The organism is Salinisphaera sp. Q1T1-3 (genome assembly GCF_003602005.1).
Taxonomy (GTDB): domain Bacteria; phylum Pseudomonadota; class Gammaproteobacteria; order Nevskiales; family Salinisphaeraceae; genus Salinisphaera.
In genome coordinates this window covers 16181-31793 of sequence record NZ_QZWD01000022.1, presented here as the reverse complement: position 1 = coordinate 31793, position 15613 = coordinate 16181, and the positions used below count along the sequence as shown (strand labels likewise).

Below are 15613 nucleotides of genomic sequence, written 5' to 3'. Positions count from 1 at the left end.
ATCGACAATACATCACTGCTGCCAGTGATCGTTTTCAGCGCCAGCCCGATCGTTGGCGGCAAAGTTGTGCCGCGACTCGTGACCTGCGATGGCGTCGGTATGACGCGTGCTGGAAGGCGAGTTATGTGTCTGGTAGTTGCCGGCAACCACTCGATCACCGTGATCGGACGCCGCACTCACGGCTGTCTGATGATCACTCACATGGCGCGTAGTGCTGGGCAGCACATGCGTCTGGTAGTTACCGCTCTGGACGGCGGCATCGGCGTTGACGGCACCGAAACCCAGCGCGACGGCAACAGCCGCAGACAAGGCGAATTTTGAAGCGTGGAGCTGTTTCATGATGACCTCTCGGTGATATTCGACTTTCGTTGTATGTCGCACATAGTGCCAGCGGATGGCCGCCTTTCAACCGTTTTCTTACGACTAAAGTTTAATAACACCGATAGCTTTATGCTTTTGTTTGATTAGGCATCCATAGTCAGTGACTTATAAAATAGCGGCCGAGAGACGGCCCTCATGTACGACCGGCTCAGAACAACGACACGCCAGCCGCGCTCTTCGGTTGCGCGCAAATGAATCGGGCAGAATGGCTCGGACCGACGCCAAAGCGACATCGTCTGCGTTATCGCCAACGCCGATACAACGACTGCCGGCGGGATCGATGAACGCATAGACGCCGTCGTTTGGCATCGAACCGGCGTCGCCTATCGGCTCGACCGGTCAGACGCGCCGATCGGACGACGCGGCGGACCACAACGGTGGCGCCGCCAATGACCGGCCGGCTCGCATCCCATATGGATAGGCCCTAGGGCGTGTTGAGATGTCGTGCGAGTCCGCGCCAAGCGCGCCCTGAAATTGACGATGGGCGGCAAGACGAGGCGTCGTGCGCGCCGTGCCGTCATGCTGCACCCGCGGGCGACAACGCTGGATTGCCGTCGTATCCTTGATTTTGGGGTGCTTGTCCCTTCGGGTTGGGCCGCCCATGAAAAATCGACGATGGGCGCCCGGCGGCGTTACGAGCCTTGACCGTGGCACGCCACGATACGGCGACTCGCGCCTTGCCGGACACACGGCGGTCTCTCGACGAAAAGGCGCTCGAACGAAACCTCAACAGGCCCTAGCATGGCAACCTGGATCCCAGGGCAACTCGCCATGCCGAACCCAATACCTCAAACGATGTCGGCCGTGCTGCTCACCGGCCACGGCGGACTCGACAGGCTCGTCTATCGCGACGATGTGCCGGTGCCCCGGCCCGAGGCCGGACAGGTGCTCGTGCAGGTCACAGCCACGGCCAAGAACAACACCGATCGCAAGGCACGCGAAGGCCATTATTCGACCCGCGATGACGACGAGGCGGTCTCGTTCGCGATCGGCGGGAAGCCGACGCTGACGTTCCCCCGCATTCAGGGGGCCGATGTCGTGGGCACCGTCGCGGCTGTCGGCGACGGCATGAATCCGGCACGCCTGGGCGAACGCGGCCTGCTGGATTTCAATATCTACGGCACTGGCCGTCGCGATATCAACCTCGTACCGGATTACTTCGGCCACGGTGCCGACGGCGGTTTCGCCGAATACGTGGTGGTACCGGACGATCAATTTCATGCCGTGACCGATCCGACGCTGGCCGATGCCGAGCTGGCCGCACTCGGAATGTGCTCTTACCAGACGGCATATCACATGCTGACCGCGGCCGATATCCACCCCGGCGAGCATGTGCTGATCACCGGGGCCAGCGGCGGTGTCGGAACAGCCCTCATCCAGCTCTGTCGAATCATCGGCGCGATTCCTTACGCCAGCTCGACGCCGGCCAAGGCACCGGCATTGTGCGAACTCGGCGCACAAGCCGTTTTCGATCGCCGCGATACACGGGATTTCGTGGCCCGAACGGCCGCGGCGACCGGGGGCGTCCCGTTCGACGCCGTGATGGATCTCGTCGGCGGCGCCTCGACGCGACGGTTCATCGAGGCCATGACGTTCGACATGGTCGCCCGCACAACGTATCCGCGACTGTCGATCGCCGGTGCCAGCGAATCCAATGTGTCGGAGATCCCGTGGACGCTGATTTATCTCTATCAGGTCCGGATCGTCGGCGTTTCGCATGGCACGCGGGCCGAGGCCGAACAGCTTGTGCACTGGATTCGGGCCGGCCGACTCAGGCCGGTACTCCAGGCCGCTTTCCCGCTTTCGGCGATCCATGACTGCGAGCGCTACTTCGTGGACCGCGCGGCGGGCCATCTGGGCAAGGTCGTGGTCGTGCCCGATGCACAGTGGGCAACACACGGGGCGCCGTTTGCGCTGGCCTGATCGAGCACCGTCGCCGCTTATTGAAAGCGCCCGCTCTCAAGGACTTTGAAAATGAACCAACAATTCGCCTTGCGCCTGATGGATACCCATGCCGGCGGCGATGTCTCGCGTATCGTGCTCGGCGGCACCTACGACCTGCCGGGCGATACCGTGCGAGCCCGGATGACGCATCTTCGCGACGAGGCCGACGATCTGCGCCGCCTGCTGCTGGAAGAGCCCTATGGCATCCCCGAGATGTCGGTCGACCTGATCGTGGCCTCGAACGATCCACGCATGGTAGCCGGCTACATCATTATGGAGGTCATGGGTTATCCGATCTATTCGGGGTCCAACACGATCTGTACCGCCACGGCCGTGCTCGAAGCCGGCCTCATCGAAAAACAGGAGGGGCAACAGCGTTTCATGCTCGAATCACCGGCCGGGCCGGTCGATATCGTCGCCCAGATCGACAACGGGGTGGTACGGTCGATCACGTGCGCCGGACTGCCGAGCTATATCGATACCCTCGATGCCCGGGTCGATGTGCCGGGCATCGGCCTCGTCGACTATCACGTGGCCTACAGCGGCGGCTTCTATGCGCTCGTCGACGCCGCGGCGCTGGGCTTTGCCCTGGTACCGGACGAAGAACGCCAGCTGGCCGAGACGGCGCATGCCATCGTCACGGCCATTCGCGACGAACGCCGGTTTGCACATTACAGCCTTGGCGACGTCGGCCCGTTGTCCTTCCTGCATTTCATGGGCCCAACCGAGACCGTCGGCCCGGGCTATTACCGATCCCGCTCGGCGACCTACGTGCACCCCGGCGTGATCTGTCGCAGTACCACCGGGACCGGCACCTCGGCCCGTCTGGCCCTGATGAATCAGCGCGGCGAGATCGTACCGGGCGACCGGCTGGAGACCGTCTCGCTGCGGGATACGCGTTTCGTCGGCGAGTTCACGGGCCGCGATCGTGTCGACGGACACAATGTGGTCGAAAACACCATCACAGGCCGGGCCTATGTGATCGCTGAGTCTCAGATCATCGCCAACACGGACGATCCGATGCTGTCGCATCTGTCGCTCGATGCGATCGTGGCGCCCCGCTGAACGCGAAACCGCGCGACCATGCTTGATTTGATGGCACGCAATCCTATTTATTAGATCAAGTCTTGATAAAGAGAGCGCAGGCTATGGCGCAGTACGAAAAGAACCAGGACGCGATTTCGCAACTGAGCCCGGAACAGTATCGGGTTACACAGAACAATGGCACGGAACGTCCGGGGACCGGCGAGTATCTAGAGAACAAGCAGGCCGGCATCTACGTCGATGTGGTCTCCGGCGAGCCGCTTTTCGCCTCGTCGGACAAATACGAATCGGGGTGCGGTTGGCCCAGCTTCACCAAGCCGATCGAGCCGGCGCATGTCAACGAGCTGTCCGACAACAGCATGGGCATGGTGCGTACCGAAGTCCGCTCTACCCACGGCGACAGCCATCTCGGCCACGTCTTTCCCGACGGCCCCAGCGACCGGGGCGGATTGCGTTACTGCATCAATTCGGCCGCGCTCCAGTTCATCCCCAAGGATGAAATGACGGCGCGCGGCTACGGCGACTATATGAATCAGGTGGAGGACGTATGAGCGAGCAACGCGCCATTCTCGCCGGCGGCTGTTTCTGGGGCATGGAGGATCTCATCCGGCGACAGGACGGCGTCCTGGGCACGCGGGTGGGCTATTCCGGCGGCACCATGAAATACCCGAGCTATCGCGATCACGGCCATCACGCCGAAGCCATCGAGATTGTCTTCGACGATGCCCGGACAAGTTATCGTCGCCTGCTTGAGTTCTTCTTCCAGATCCACGACCCGACCACACGCAACCGTCAGGGCAACGATATCGGCGAGTCTTACCGCTCGGCGATCTATTATCTGGACGAAACACAGCGCGAAGTCGCCGAGAATACGATCGCAGACGTCGAGGCCTCGGGTATCTGGCCCGGCCCCGTGGTGACCGAAGTCGCACCGGCCGGCACGTTCTGGGAGGCCGAAGACTACCACCAGGATTATCTCGAGAAGGTTCCCGGCGGTTACACCTGCCATTTTCCGCGCGCCGACTGGGTACTACCACGTCGAAAGACAGGCTGATACGGCCGGCGCACTGTGTCGCCCACGCGGTCGACACAGTGGCGTTTCCGCGCGCCTGCGGCGGCCGATTCCTCGGCAGACACCGATTGCCATTGCGGCCTGACCGGATCCGGGACCGGCACGACGTTCATGTCACCGCCGGGCCTTGTCGCTTGGCGAGCACACCTGCCCGGCCGTGGCCGGACAGCTACCGGGGCTATCGTCGCGCCGACGTTTCAGCCAGAGAATAATCCGGAATAGTGCTCGGCGATCGCGCCCGGCGTGGTCAACCAGATCTGACTTCGATGGGCTGCGATATGCTCGAGCGCTCGTCGCAGTGCCCGTAGGCGAAACGGCTGCCCGCTGATGTAGGGATGCAGCGCGATGCCCATGACCAGCGACTGACGTCGCGACTGGAACAGCATCTCGTCGAACTGATCGACGATGCGAGCCTCGAATTCGCGATGATCGATACGGTGTGGAACGATCGCTGGGATATCGTTGATTTCCTGCGGATAAGGCACCGAGAGAATCTCGCCGCGCCCGCGGGTGTCCATCCAGATCGGCTGGTCGTCGTGAGCCCAGTCCATGTGATAGATGAAACCGGCCTCGGCCAAGAGATCCGGCGTCGCCCGACTCTGGGCGATCCACGGGCCGAGCCAGCCAACCGGTCGCTCGCCGAAGGCCGATATGAGTCGATCCCGCGACTCGGCGATCAGCGCCGCCTCACCGGCTTCATCGAATTCATTCTGGGATTCACTGTTCGTTCGTCCGTGTGCGATGAGCTCGCTGGAGAGCTTCTGGCGATATGCTCGAATCAGTTCCGGGCAGTAATCGGCAATGGCGGCGTTAACGATCAGCCCGGCCGGCAGACCGAGCGACTCGAACAGCGATAACATCCGCCACGCCCCGACACGATTGCCATAATCGCGCCACGAATAATTCAGCACATCAGGCTCGTGCCGCCCGGGCACGAGCATGGGACCATACCCCGACCCAAAATGAAAATGCTCGAAATTCAGGCCGATATAGACCGCAAGACGCTTGCCTTCGGGCCATGTGAAATCCGGGCGATCGTTGATCGCAACGTAGTCGTAGCGCCCGTGCTGGGCAAGATGAGTCGACATGGCGACCTTCAAGAACGTGGGTTGGCTCCATTCTAGGGCGTGTCGCGAATCGGCACACGCCCATTCCCGGCGTGTCGGGCTTTCTCGCCGTCGATCCGGACCCCCTCAGCCAAGCCATGTCGGCAACACGATGACGGCGTCTCATGCGCCAGCTCATCATACAAGCGCCGCGCGCGACCCCGGCCTGTCCTCGACATGCCGCGCGGGCCGTTGCCTCATTCCGGCTCCGGGGACAATCGCTGGGCACCGCTGCCCCGCTGGCCCAGCACATCGTCGGGATTACGCAGTGGACAGGCCGCCAGCGACAGACAGCCGCATCCGATACAGCCGTCGAGTTGTTCGCGCAGCTCGACCAGATGCGCAATCCGGGCGTCCAGATCGCGGCGCCAGATCTGCGACAGACGGGCCCAGTCGACCGCATTGGGGGTACGTGAATCCGGCAGCGTGGCGAGAGCGGCGCCGATCTCGGCCAGCGGCACGCCGACACGCTGAGCCGTGCGGATCACGGCGACACGGCGCAACACATCTCGTGTATAGCGACGCTGGTTGACGGCATTACGTTGCGAGGCGATCAATCCCTTGCGTTCATAGAAATGCAGCGTCGAGACCGCAACGCCACAACGATCGGCAACCTCGCCGACCGAAAGCTGTTTCTTCTTCGGATCGAGCGGTGCACTCATCGCTTGACCTCAAGTTTCGTTGAGGTTTGACAATAGCAAATCAAGCTCAAGCTGCCGGTATCGATCATGTCCTATCGCTCGCTCGCGCTCGTCATGGGAAGCGCCCGCCACGGCCGTCGTTGTGATGCGGTCACCGCCTGGGTCCGTCATCGCATCGAAGCCAACTCCGACTGGCTTGTGGAAATCATCGACCCGCAGCGACTCGCCCTGTCGTTCATCGACCAGCCCCTGCCACGGGCCAGCTGGGCCAACCTCGAAGCCCGGCTTGATCATGCCGAAGCAATGCTCATCGTCAGCCCGGAATACAACCACGGGTACACCGCCGCCCTCAAACAGCTCATCGACGCTTCATCGGCGAGCTGGTGCGCCAAGCCGGTCGGCCTCGTCGGCTACGGCGGGCAATCCGGCGGTCTGCGAGCGCTCATGCAGCTTCGACAAGTGATCACCGCGCTCGAAGCCATGCCGTTGAGCCCGGAAGTGAGCCTGGCCCACATCAATCAGTTGATCGACACCGATGGTGCCCTGCAGGCCACGCCGGCCCAGGGCCGCCAGCTCGACCGGTTGATCAAGCGGCTCGACTGGTGGCATGACGCGCTTGCGCCGGCCCGTCATGCCCCAGTCGATACCGAGGCGGATCAGGAACGGACGACGCCGACATCGATGTGACACGGCCGCGCCGCGGCAGGCGCTGTCAGGCGGTATGCCGACGAGCACCGCATGAATGCAATCCGACAATACTTCGCCGAATGAGACGAGGCCCCGCCGCAATGCGACGGGGCCTCGTTCGCCTGACGGCGGGCCGGCGCTTATTAATCCGGCACCAAAACAGCTGACGACGTCAGCTTTTTTCAACGCCATCGAAGAATAAATGCCGGCACTTGTCCGTCTTTTTATTTTCAATGGCTTCACGGCCGTTGGCCGTGGCGCGCGTGCTTTCGCACACGCGCGTTATCAACCCGAAAAATCATCTATTTTTATGCCGGGTTAATAGCTGGCCGACTCGAACTTCTTCGCCACACCGTCCCAATTGACGACGTGCCACCAGGCATCCACGTAGTCCGGCTTCTTGTTCTGATGCTTCAGATAGAAGGCATGCTCCCAGACGTCCAGACCGAGGATCGGCTTGCCGGACTCGGCGACCACGTCCATGACCGGATTGTCCTGGTTCGGCGTGGACACGATCTTGAGCTGGCCTGCATCGACGACGAGCCAGACGAAGCCGGAGCCGAACAGACCCGTCGCGGCCGCCGTGAACTGTTCCCTGAAGTCATCGAACGAGCCGAAGGCCGAATCGATGGCCTCGGCCAGCTTGCCGCTCGGCTTGCCACCGCCGTCGGGCGACATGCTTTCCCAGAAGATGATGTGGTTGTAGTAACCGCCACCCTGGTTGCGCACGCCGGCCCCGTGCTGGCCGGCGCTGGCCAGAATCGTCTCGAGATCCTGGTCTTCCAGCGGCGTGCCTTCGATGGCCTTGTTGAACTTCGTCAGATAGGCGTTGTGATGCTTGGTGTGATGGATCTCCATCGTGCGCGCATCGATATGCGGTTCGAGCGCGTCATAATCGTAGGGCAGATCGGGCAGTTCGAATGCCATGTCGGTCGCCGGTTGGGTATCGCCTCATCCGGCTGAATCGCTCGGATGACGTCACACCCTCAGCCCTCAACCTCGCTTGAGGTCAAGCGCTCTGACGGACAAAAGCGGTGTCGCGACCGCCAGGCCGGCCTCGTATTCGCGTGACGGCCCGACAACGCTTACAGTCGTTGTATATCGAATGTGTTTGGGGGAACACATGCACGACAACACCAGGTTCGTTTGCTCTGCTGCCGCGGCGGCGTGTCTCGTTCTGGCGCTGCTGGCATCGCTATATGCCGGCGCTGCCCGGGCCGGCACACCGCCGGCCGTCGAGCTGGTCGATGTCTATCACGGCCAGGTCGATCCCGCCGATTACTGGATTTCCGAGAAATACGACGGCGTACGCGGCTACTGGGACGGCCAGCGCATGCGCACCCGGGCCGGCACCGTGATTCCGTTACCCGAATGGTTCACGGCGCACTTCCCGGACATCGCCCTGGACGGCGAACTGTGGACCGGCTATCACGAATTCTCTCGTGCTTCGACGATCGTGCGAACCGCCGGTCCGGATGACCCGCGTTGGCATGACGTATCCTATCTCGTGTTCGATCTGCCCGAACATCCGGGCGATTTCAACGCTCGCGTTCCGGCCATACGCAAGGCAATCGCGGCGATCGGCGATCCATGGGTGGTCACGATCCGGCAGTTCCATGTCGCCAACGAGGCCGCGCTGGAACAGCGCATGGCCGATGTCGTGGCACACGGCGGCGAAGGTCTGGTCATGCATCGCGGTGATCGGGATTACGTGTCCGGTCGCCATGCCGGGTTACTCAAGGTCAAACCGTACGCGGACGCGGAAGCCCGCGTGATCGGTTACAACCCGGGCTCGGGACGACTCGAAGGCTTGATGGGCTCTCTCGAAGTGCGCACGCCCGACGGCCGCCGCTTTGCCATCGGATCCGGTTTCACGGATGCCCAGCGCGCCGATCCGCCACCGGTGGGCAGCTGGATCAGCTATCGTTATCAGGGGCACACAGCGACCGGCCTGCCGCGTTTCGCGCGGTTCCTGCATCGGCGCCCGGGCGGCCCACCACCGGAGGTGGGCGCCCAGGCCGCCACACCATGATCGCGGCGTCCATCGGGCGCCGAGTGGTACTACAGCTTGATGTCGAAGCCCTCGAACTTGGGCGGTCCAAGATAGATCTCACGCGAACCGCCGGCTCCGGCGTGCGCCTTGCGAAAGGCTTCCGAGTGGGTCCAGGCCTCGAAGGCCTCGCGCGACTCCCAGTAGGAATGAGACACGAACAACGTGTGCTCCTCGGTGGTCGGGCCCTGCAGCATGTTGAACTGCTTGAACCCCGGCACCTCGTTGAGATGGGAATCCCGGTTGCGCCAGATCTCCAGAAAAGTCTCTTCGTGACCGGGCTTGATGAAGAAACGGTTCATCGCGACGAACATCGCGCTCTCCTGCATCGATTGTCGTTGCGATTGTACGCAAACACGCCGCGATCGCCCCAACGGATCCTGACTCGCGCTATGCGACGCAAGTCGTACAATGCCCATCCCCTCCGTTCGCCCGCTCTGCCTGCTCTTGCTGTTACGTATTCTGGAAATCATCGTGCCGGTGTTCGGCGTGATCGGCCTCGGCTATCTGTATGGCCGCACCCGTCGTATCGATGTGCGCGACGCGAACGCCCTGAACATCACGATATTCACACCGGCCCTGATCTTCTATGCGCTGACCGAGCGCGCCGGCGGCCAGCTCTCGCTCGGCCTGGCGGCCGTGGCGGCTCTGGTGGTGGTATTCGGCGCCGGTGCGCTGGGCTGGCTGTGGGTACGTGCCACCGGGCGACGCGCCGATGTCTATCTGCCGCCGCTGATGTTTCCGAACTGCGGCAATCTCGGCCTGCCCGTCGCCCACCTGGCCTTCGGCAATCAGGGACTGGCGCTGATGGTCGTACTGATGGTGGTCGAGAACACGCTGCAGTTCACCGTTGGGCTCTGGCTGCTCGGCGAGCGCATGTCGCCCCGACGACTGGCCTCCAATCCGATGATACTGGCGACGGTGGCCGGACTGGCCTGCATGGCCTTCGACTGGCACGCCCCGGCCATGATCGCACCGGCCATCAAGATGCTTGGCGAGGTTTCGATCCCGCTGATGCTTATCGCCCTGGGCGTGCGCCTGTCGGCCGGCGCCAAGGGACAGTGGCGTGCCGGGCTCATCGGCGGGCTGGCGGCTCCGATCGTCGGGCTGGCCGTGGCCATCCCCTTCGTCGCACTGACCCGGCCGGATGCGCCGCTGGCCGCCCTCGTGATCATTTTCGGCGTCATGCCACCGGCCGTGCTCAATTACATGCTGGCCGAGCAATATGATGTCGACCCGGAACAGGTGGCAGCGATCGTGGCAGTCGGCCATGTCGTGGCGCTGGCGAGCATCCCGCTCACGCTGGCCTTTGTGCTGTAAACAACACCGAAGGCCAGCGGTCAGCACCGGCAAGCGTTGCTGGACGCTGGCGCGATCACTATGCTGGCAGGGCGACATACCGAGCAGGCCGATCCGCGCCACCTTCGCGATCCAATGCGCCCGCGGTATCGCACGCGACTGTCCGGCGACGGCGCGCTATCAATTGTCGGACTGCCATGGACACTAGGGCCTGTTGATGTTTCGTGCGAGCGCCGCGTTGGAGACCGCAAATCGTGTCCTGCAAGGCGCGAGTTGCCGATCGTGGCGTGCCACGATCCAGACTCGCAACGCCGCAGGGCGCGATTTGCGGCCCAACCCGAAGGGACAGGTGCTGTTTTGCGGCAATACAGCGTTCTAGCAGGCTGGCGCAGAATGACACGCTATGCCTGCTACGCCTCGTCTTGCCGCAGAACAGCGCTTGGCGCGGGCTCGCACGAAACATCAACAGGCCCTAGCCAGTTCAACAAACAGTTGGATGCCGAGCTCTTCGCCACTGGCATCGTGTCGGCAGCGCTCTACTTTCGCCTCGACGACGCTTACGGATACGGGGCCGCCAGCACGGTGGGCTGGGTTGAAGCCAAGCTTCGTGTTCTGGCCAATCGCCTGGCTACCGGCGCGTCACTCTCCCTTTACCGCCCACAAGACGGCCGTTTCGTTTCATGCTCGTCGATCGACGAACTGCAATCCTGGGCGTCCGCGCTCTTTCCGGGCGTCGTGGTGACAGGCACATAGCCCGTTCTCTCATGCCCGCAATCGCCAACGCGTCCACAGCGCGGCGTTTCAGGCAAACCGCACTGCAAACGAAGGCGTTCATATCACCGAGTGAGCGACTCTTTCGTCGACCGCCGCGCGCGTCTTCCGGGCCATCACATCCGGGCCCCCCCCCGCGATGCGCAAACGAAAAAGCCGGCAAACGCCGGCTCTTTCCGCGTCCTGATTCCAACCCGACGCGTGCTCGGGCCTGTTGAGGTTTCGTTCGAGCGCCTTTTCGTCGAGAGACCACAGTGTGTCCGGCAAGGCTCGCAACGCCGCCGGGCGCGATTTGTGGCCCAACCCTTCGGGACAAGTGCTGTTTTACGGCAATCCGGCATTGTCGTTCGCGACGTCAGAATGACGGCCGTACGCGCCCGATGCCTTGTCTTGCAAAAAACGAGCGCCGGCGCGGCGCACGCGGGACGTGTTAACGGGCCCTAGATATTGCGCGCGTGGATGAAGGTCCAGTAACCGAACGCATTGACCGGCTTCTGCTCGATGACGTCGAGTTCGGCCATGGCCAGGAAATCATCCAACGGGAACGACGGCCGGAAACCCACGAGCTTCGACAGCGGCGAGGCCAGCCGCTCCAGTCGAGCCATCGGGCCTTTCTGGCTGAAGTGATTGACGATGTAGATATCGCCCCCGGGCTTGCATACCCGCTTCATTTCGTCGACGACCTTCTTGGGATCGGGCGCGACAGAAACGACATACATCGCTACGACCTTGTCGAAGCTGTTGTCGGGAAAATCCATGGACTGGGCATCCATGACTTCCAGCGTGACGCGCTCGGCGTTGCCGTTCACGCGCTTGCGCGCATGCTCGAGCATGTCCGGAGAAACATCGATGCCCACGACATCGACGCCGTCTGCGTAATGCGCCAGTGACAATCCGGTGCCCACGCCGACCTCGAGCACGCGATCTCCGGCTTCACAGCCCATGCGGTCGACGGCGACTTGCCGCCCCTGTTCGAAGACAGGACCGAAAAAGCGGTCATAAGTGCCTGACAGACGTCGGTAAGCCGTCACGACAGAGCGTTCATCCATGGCGCATACCTATTGGTGTTCGAGTCACGGCCTCGGGCCAAGCTGCCGGAGAATACGCCGAACCGCGCCTTGTGACAAAAAAAAGCATCTTTTCTCAAACAGTGACCCGCCCCAAGCCACGTCGAGGCGGGCCACGCACTGATCAAGCAAGGGAATCCACCGGGTCAACCTTGCTCAGCCCTGATCGCGCTTCCAGTTGATCAAGCCGCCGGCGCGCAGTATTTCGATCTGTCGTGCCGACAACGCATGGCGACATGCAATCGGGCTGCCGCCCTCGACCGTCAGTTCGACGGTATCGCCCTGTTCCAAGGCCTCGTGCAGGCCGCTGACCTTCAGCTTGCTGCCCTGCTTGAGATTGTCGAGGTCAGCCGCGTCGGCGAACGTCAGCGGCAGGATCCCGAAGTTGACCAGATTCTGCCAGTGGATACGGGCATAGTCCTTGGCCACGACCACACGCAGACCGAGATAGCGCGGCGCGATCGCGGCATGCTCGCGCGAGCTGCCCTGGCCGTAGTTGGACCCACCGATGATCGCGTGATCGCCCGTATCCTTGGCACGTGCCGGATAATCCTCGTCGACGACGTCGTAGACGAACTCGGCGATCGCCGGAATATTGGAACGAAACGGCAGGACCTCGGCCCCGGCACGCATGATCTCGTCGGTCGAGATATCGTCGCCGACCTTGAGCAGCACCGGCAGTTCGAAGGCATCCGGCAGCCCCTCGAAGTCAGGCAGCGACTTGATGTTCGGGCCCTTGACCAGCTCGACCTGACGCGCGTCTTCGACCGACAGCGGCTTCTCGATCATCTGGTCATTGATGACCGGGTCATCCGGATTGGTGACCTGCGGGTAGTCGAAGTCCAGCGTGCGCGGATCGGTGATACAGCCCATCAGTGCCGAGGCCGTGGCGGTCTCCGGCGAGCACAGAAAGACCGAGTCCTCCTTGGTGCCCGACCGGCCGGGGAAGTTGCGCGGTGTCGTGCGCAGACTGTTGCGGCCGGAGGCCGGCGCCTGCCCCATGCCGATGCACCCGTTGCAGCCGGCCTGATGGATACGCGCCCCCGAACCGATCAAGAGACCGAGACGATCGTCACGGGCCAGCGTCTGAAGCATGGCACGCGATGACGGGTTCACATCGAACGACACATCCTTTGAGACCTGTCGTCCGCGAACCATCTCGGCGGCCATGGCGAAATCGCGATAGCCGGGGTTGGCCGATGATCCGATATACGCCTGATACAGATCCTCGCCGGCCAGTTCCTCGACCGGCACCACGTTGCCGGGCGAAGTCGGCTTGGCGATCAGGGGCACGAGCCTGGACAGATCGATCTCGTCATGTGCGTCGTATTCGCAATCCGCGTCCGCGACGAGTTCGACGTATTCGTCTTCGCGCCCCTGTGACTTGAGAAAACGCCGGATCTCGTCATCGGCCGGGAACACGGTCGTCGTGGCACCGAGCTCCGCCCCCATGTTGGCGATCACGTGACGGTCCATGGCATCGAGGTTGTCCAGCCCCGGGCCGTAGTACTCGATGATCTTGCCCACGCCGCCCGAAACCCCGTGCCGGCGCAGCATCTCCAGAATGACGTCCTTGGCCGAGACCCAGTCGGGCAACTCGCCCGTGAGCTTCACCCCGAAGACCTGCGGCATCTTGGTATAGAGTGGCTCGCCGGCCATCGCCATGGCGACCTCGAGCCCACCAGCGCCGATGGCCAGCATGCCCATCGACCCGCCGGCCGGCGTGTGGGAGTCGGAACCGAGCAGCGTCTTGCCCGGGCGACCGAAACGCTCCATGTGCACGGCGTGCGAGATACCGTTGCCGGGCCGCGAGAAATGCACGCCGAAACGTTCGCAGGCAGACTGCAGGAACAGATGATCGTCCGGGTTCTTGTTGTCTTCCTGGATCAGGTTGTGATCGACGTACTGCGCCGAGATCTCGGTCTTGACCCGATCGAGTTCCATGGCCTCGAGCTCGAGCATGACCAGAGTGCCCGTCGCATCCTGGGTGAGCGTCTGATCAATGCGGAGGGCGATTTCCTCGCCGACGGTCATCTCGCCGTCGACAAGATGGGATTCAATGAGCTTCTGGGTAACGTTCCGAGCCATGGTCTGAGATCCTCCATGAGAGCGATCAGACAACTCTAGCTCGCCGAGCGGGCTGGACGAAATGAAAGAAATCCAGGGCTTTTGCGCTGATTGCGAATCATTCGCATTTAATCGCACGGTTTCATGGGCTTCCGCGTTGCCGGCTCGCCAAGACAATGCGACTTCGGCTATGTTGGATATACAACAGCGAGGGACGCCCACGGGACATTGGCCCGGCCCACCCTCCGGACCCGACCACTACTAGCCAGGCGTTTCGCGCGCTGCATCCAGTGCGCGGGCGTCGCGTATGATAGAGACAGCTATGGAACCCGCTGCGCAACACGCCGTCGTGATTTGGCCGCTGATCCTGTTCCTCGTCGCTGCACTCGGCCTCGTCTCATTGATGCTCGGTCTGTCCTACATGCTGGGCGGCCGACACGACGAGCGCCTGGGCAATCAGCCATACGAGTCAGGCATCAAACCGACCGGCGACGCCCGGATGAAGTTCTCCGCCAAATTCTATCTGGTGGCGATTATCTTCGTTCTGTTCGATCTGGAAGTGGTCTTCATATTTTCTTGGGCCATCGCGGCACCGGAGCTCGGCTGGACCGGCTACGAAGCGCTGCTGACCTTCCTCTTCGATCTCGCGCTCGGGCTTGCCTATGCCTGGCGTATCGGCGCGCTCGACTGGTCGCCGCGTGCGCCCCGCCAGTTCCGGCTGGCCGCCATCGAAAGTAACAAGCGTCGCAATCTGCCCAGCGAGAACGCCGAAAACGACGTTCCCATGGGCTCGTAACGCCACTAAATTTGCATCAAACGGTAGCAAGCCATGGCTTGGTCACTTACCAGCGTTGACTCCAAACCCACTCCCGGCTCGGGCACGCCCGGCGACGACGGCGGCACCATCGAGGACGCGATGGCCCGCAACGTGGTCACTGCGAAGCTCGACGATATGATCGCCTGGGGCCGCAAGAACTCGCTCTGGCCGTTCAACTTCGGGCTGTCCTGCTGCTATGTCGAGATGGCCACTGCCCTGACCGCGCCGCACGACATGGCACGTTTCGGCTCGGAGGTGATCCGCGCCACGCCGCGTCAGTCGGATGTCATGGTCGTTGCCGGCACCTGTTTTCTGAAGATGGCACCCGTGATCCAACGTCTGTACGAACAGATGATGGAACCGCGCTGGGTCATTTCAATGGGGTCGTGTGCCAATTCCGGCGGCATGTACGACATCTATTCCGTCGTCCAGGGCGTGGACAAGTTCATTCCGGTGGACGTCTACGTATCGGGTTGCCCGCCGCGGCCGGAAGCTTTCCTCGAAGGCCTTTTGCTGTTGCAGGAATCGATTTCATCCGAAAAACGCCCGCTGTCGTGGATGATCGGCCCGCAGGGCGTGACCAAAATGCCGAAACTGTCGCAGCGTGACAGCAAGCGCGCCGACCGGCTGACCACGACGACGCTCCGCACCCCGGACGAGGTGTAAT

General features: G+C 62.5%; 17 protein-coding genes. 10 read left to right on the top strand and 7 right to left on the bottom strand.

Annotated features, from left to right (window positions below; genetic code table 11):
• Window positions 1-12: 12 nt before the first annotated feature.
• Window positions 13-339: a hypothetical protein gene (locus tag D3260_RS15835; protein WP_120099585.1), complete on the bottom strand. Its 327-nt coding sequence runs from the start codon at window positions 337-339 to the stop codon at window positions 13-15.
• A gap of 837 nt (window positions 340-1176) precedes the next feature.
• Between D3260_RS15835 and D3260_RS15830 the strand changes: the two genes are divergently transcribed.
• From D3260_RS15830 to msrA, 4 genes are all read left to right on the top strand, one after another.
• On the top strand, window positions 1177-2304 hold the full coding sequence (locus D3260_RS15830; protein WP_233544109.1) for a zinc-binding dehydrogenase: 1128 nt from the start codon (window positions 1177-1179) through the stop codon (window positions 2302-2304).
• Window positions 2305-2355: 51 nt separating this feature from the next.
• Window positions 2356-3390, top strand: coding sequence for a proline racemase family protein (locus tag D3260_RS15825; RefSeq protein ID WP_120099583.1), 1035 nt, complete (start codon window positions 2356-2358; stop codon window positions 3388-3390).
• Window positions 3391-3473: 83 nt separating this feature from the next.
• Window positions 3474-3920 (top strand): peptide-methionine (R)-S-oxide reductase MsrB, encoded by a 447-nt coding sequence (msrB, locus tag D3260_RS15820; protein WP_120099582.1) that lies wholly within the window; start codon window positions 3474-3476, stop codon window positions 3918-3920.
• Window positions 3917-4423 carry a peptide-methionine (S)-S-oxide reductase MsrA gene (msrA, locus tag D3260_RS15815; RefSeq protein WP_120099581.1) on the top strand — a complete coding sequence of 169 codons (507 nt, stop codon included), beginning with the start codon at window positions 3917-3919 and terminating at the stop codon, window positions 4421-4423. Before msrB ends, msrA begins: the two co-directional genes overlap by 4 nt.
• 215 nt (window positions 4424-4638) lie before the next feature.
• Here msrA and D3260_RS15810 read toward each other — a convergent pair whose 3' ends face one another.
• Both D3260_RS15810 and soxR read right to left on the bottom strand, forming a co-directional pair.
• The gene (locus D3260_RS15810; protein WP_120099600.1) at window positions 4639-5529 is read right to left on the bottom strand and encodes a polysaccharide deacetylase family protein; all 891 of its coding nucleotides are present in this window, start codon (window positions 5527-5529) and stop codon (window positions 4639-4641) included.
• A gap of 215 nt (window positions 5530-5744) precedes the next feature.
• Complete coding sequence (soxR, locus tag D3260_RS15805; protein ID WP_120099580.1) at window positions 5745-6209, bottom strand: redox-sensitive transcriptional activator SoxR; 465 nt, start codon at window positions 6207-6209, stop codon at window positions 5745-5747.
• A 66-nt stretch (window positions 6210-6275) separates the two neighbouring features.
• Here soxR and D3260_RS15800 point away from each other — a divergent pair, with 66 nt between their 5' ends.
• A complete protein-coding gene (locus tag D3260_RS15800; RefSeq protein WP_120099579.1) occupies window positions 6276-6875 on the top strand; it encodes an NADPH-dependent FMN reductase in 600 nt (199 codons plus the stop codon).
• Window positions 6876-7193: 318 nt separating this feature from the next.
• Here the strand turns inward: D3260_RS15800 and D3260_RS15795 are convergent, their stop codons facing one another.
• Entirely contained in the window at window positions 7194-7802 is a 609-nt protein-coding gene (locus tag D3260_RS15795; protein ID WP_120099578.1) for a superoxide dismutase, read from the bottom strand.
• 196 nt (window positions 7803-7998) lie between these two features.
• Here D3260_RS15795 and D3260_RS15790 point away from each other — a divergent pair, with 196 nt between their 5' ends.
• Complete coding sequence (locus D3260_RS15790) at window positions 7999-8907, top strand: DNA ligase (RefSeq protein ID WP_120099577.1); 909 nt, start codon at window positions 7999-8001, stop codon at window positions 8905-8907.
• 29 nt (window positions 8908-8936) lie between these two features.
• On the opposite strand, the gene D3260_RS15785 is transcribed toward D3260_RS15790, so the two are convergent.
• Complete coding sequence (locus tag D3260_RS15785) at window positions 8937-9239, bottom strand: antibiotic biosynthesis monooxygenase (RefSeq protein WP_120099599.1); 303 nt, start codon at window positions 9237-9239, stop codon at window positions 8937-8939.
• A gap of 133 nt (window positions 9240-9372) precedes the next feature.
• On the opposite strand from D3260_RS15785, the gene D3260_RS15780 reads away from it, so the two are divergent.
• On the top strand, window positions 9373-10245 hold the full coding sequence (locus D3260_RS15780; RefSeq protein ID WP_120099576.1) for an AEC family transporter: 873 nt from the start codon (window positions 9373-9375) through the stop codon (window positions 10243-10245).
• A 372-nt stretch (window positions 10246-10617) separates the two neighbouring features.
• Window positions 10618-10977, top strand: coding sequence for a hypothetical protein (locus D3260_RS15775; RefSeq protein ID WP_147418237.1), 360 nt, complete (start codon window positions 10618-10620; stop codon window positions 10975-10977).
• Between the two features lie 458 nt (window positions 10978-11435).
• On the opposite strand, the gene D3260_RS15765 is transcribed toward D3260_RS15775, so the two are convergent.
• Together D3260_RS15765 and D3260_RS15760 are read right to left on the bottom strand one after the other, a co-directional pair.
• Window positions 11436-12044 (bottom strand): class I SAM-dependent methyltransferase, encoded by a 609-nt coding sequence (locus D3260_RS15765; protein WP_120099573.1) that lies wholly within the window; start codon window positions 12042-12044, stop codon window positions 11436-11438.
• A gap of 174 nt (window positions 12045-12218) precedes the next feature.
• Complete coding sequence (locus D3260_RS15760) at window positions 12219-14150, bottom strand: aconitate hydratase (protein WP_120099572.1); 1932 nt, start codon at window positions 14148-14150, stop codon at window positions 12219-12221.
• A 301-nt stretch (window positions 14151-14451) separates the two neighbouring features.
• Here D3260_RS15760 and D3260_RS15755 point away from each other — a divergent pair, with 301 nt between their 5' ends.
• Complete coding sequence (locus D3260_RS15755; protein ID WP_120099571.1) at window positions 14452-14925, top strand: NADH-quinone oxidoreductase subunit A; 474 nt, start codon at window positions 14452-14454, stop codon at window positions 14923-14925.
• 33 nt (window positions 14926-14958) lie between these two features.
• Complete coding sequence (locus tag D3260_RS15750) at window positions 14959-15612, top strand: NADH-quinone oxidoreductase subunit B (RefSeq protein WP_120099570.1); 654 nt, start codon at window positions 14959-14961, stop codon at window positions 15610-15612.
• The last annotated feature ends 1 nt before the right edge of the window (window position 15613 follow it).

Bases quoted from the DNA above. Each gene is read 5' to 3' on its own strand.
- D3260_RS15835 (WP_120099585.1), bottom strand. From the start codon at position 339: ATGAAACAGCTCCACGCTTCAAAATTCGCCTTGTCTGCGGCTGTTGCC.
- D3260_RS15830 (WP_233544109.1), top strand. From the start codon at position 1,177: ATGTCGGCCGTGCTGCTCACCGGCCACGGCGGACTCGACAGGCTCGTC.
- D3260_RS15825 (WP_120099583.1), top strand. From the start codon at position 2,356: ATGAACCAACAATTCGCCTTGCGCCTGATGGATACCCATGCCGGCGGC.
- msrB (WP_120099582.1), top strand. From the start codon at position 3,474: ATGGCGCAGTACGAAAAGAACCAGGACGCGATTTCGCAACTGAGCCCG.
- msrA (WP_120099581.1), top strand. From the start codon at position 3,917: ATGAGCGAGCAACGCGCCATTCTCGCCGGCGGCTGTTTCTGGGGCATG.
- D3260_RS15810 (WP_120099600.1), bottom strand. From the start codon at position 5,529: ATGTCGACTCATCTTGCCCAGCACGGGCGCTACGACTACGTTGCGATC.
- soxR (WP_120099580.1), bottom strand. From the start codon at position 6,209: ATGAGTGCACCGCTCGATCCGAAGAAGAAACAGCTTTCGGTCGGCGAG.
- D3260_RS15800 (WP_120099579.1), top strand. From the start codon at position 6,276: ATGTCCTATCGCTCGCTCGCGCTCGTCATGGGAAGCGCCCGCCACGGC.
- D3260_RS15795 (WP_120099578.1), bottom strand. From the start codon at position 7,802: ATGGCATTCGAACTGCCCGATCTGCCCTACGATTATGACGCGCTCGAA.
- D3260_RS15790 (WP_120099577.1), top strand. From the start codon at position 7,999: ATGCACGACAACACCAGGTTCGTTTGCTCTGCTGCCGCGGCGGCGTGT.
- D3260_RS15785 (WP_120099599.1), bottom strand. From the start codon at position 9,239: ATGTTCGTCGCGATGAACCGTTTCTTCATCAAGCCCGGTCACGAAGAG.
- D3260_RS15775 (WP_147418237.1), top strand. From the start codon at position 10,618: ATGACACGCTATGCCTGCTACGCCTCGTCTTGCCGCAGAACAGCGCTT.
- D3260_RS15765 (WP_120099573.1), bottom strand. From the start codon at position 12,044: ATGGATGAACGCTCTGTCGTGACGGCTTACCGACGTCTGTCAGGCACT.
- D3260_RS15760 (WP_120099572.1), bottom strand. From the start codon at position 14,150: ATGGCTCGGAACGTTACCCAGAAGCTCATTGAATCCCATCTTGTCGAC.
- D3260_RS15755 (WP_120099571.1), top strand. From the start codon at position 14,452: ATGGAACCCGCTGCGCAACACGCCGTCGTGATTTGGCCGCTGATCCTG.
- D3260_RS15750 (WP_120099570.1), top strand. From the start codon at position 14,959: ATGGCTTGGTCACTTACCAGCGTTGACTCCAAACCCACTCCCGGCTCG.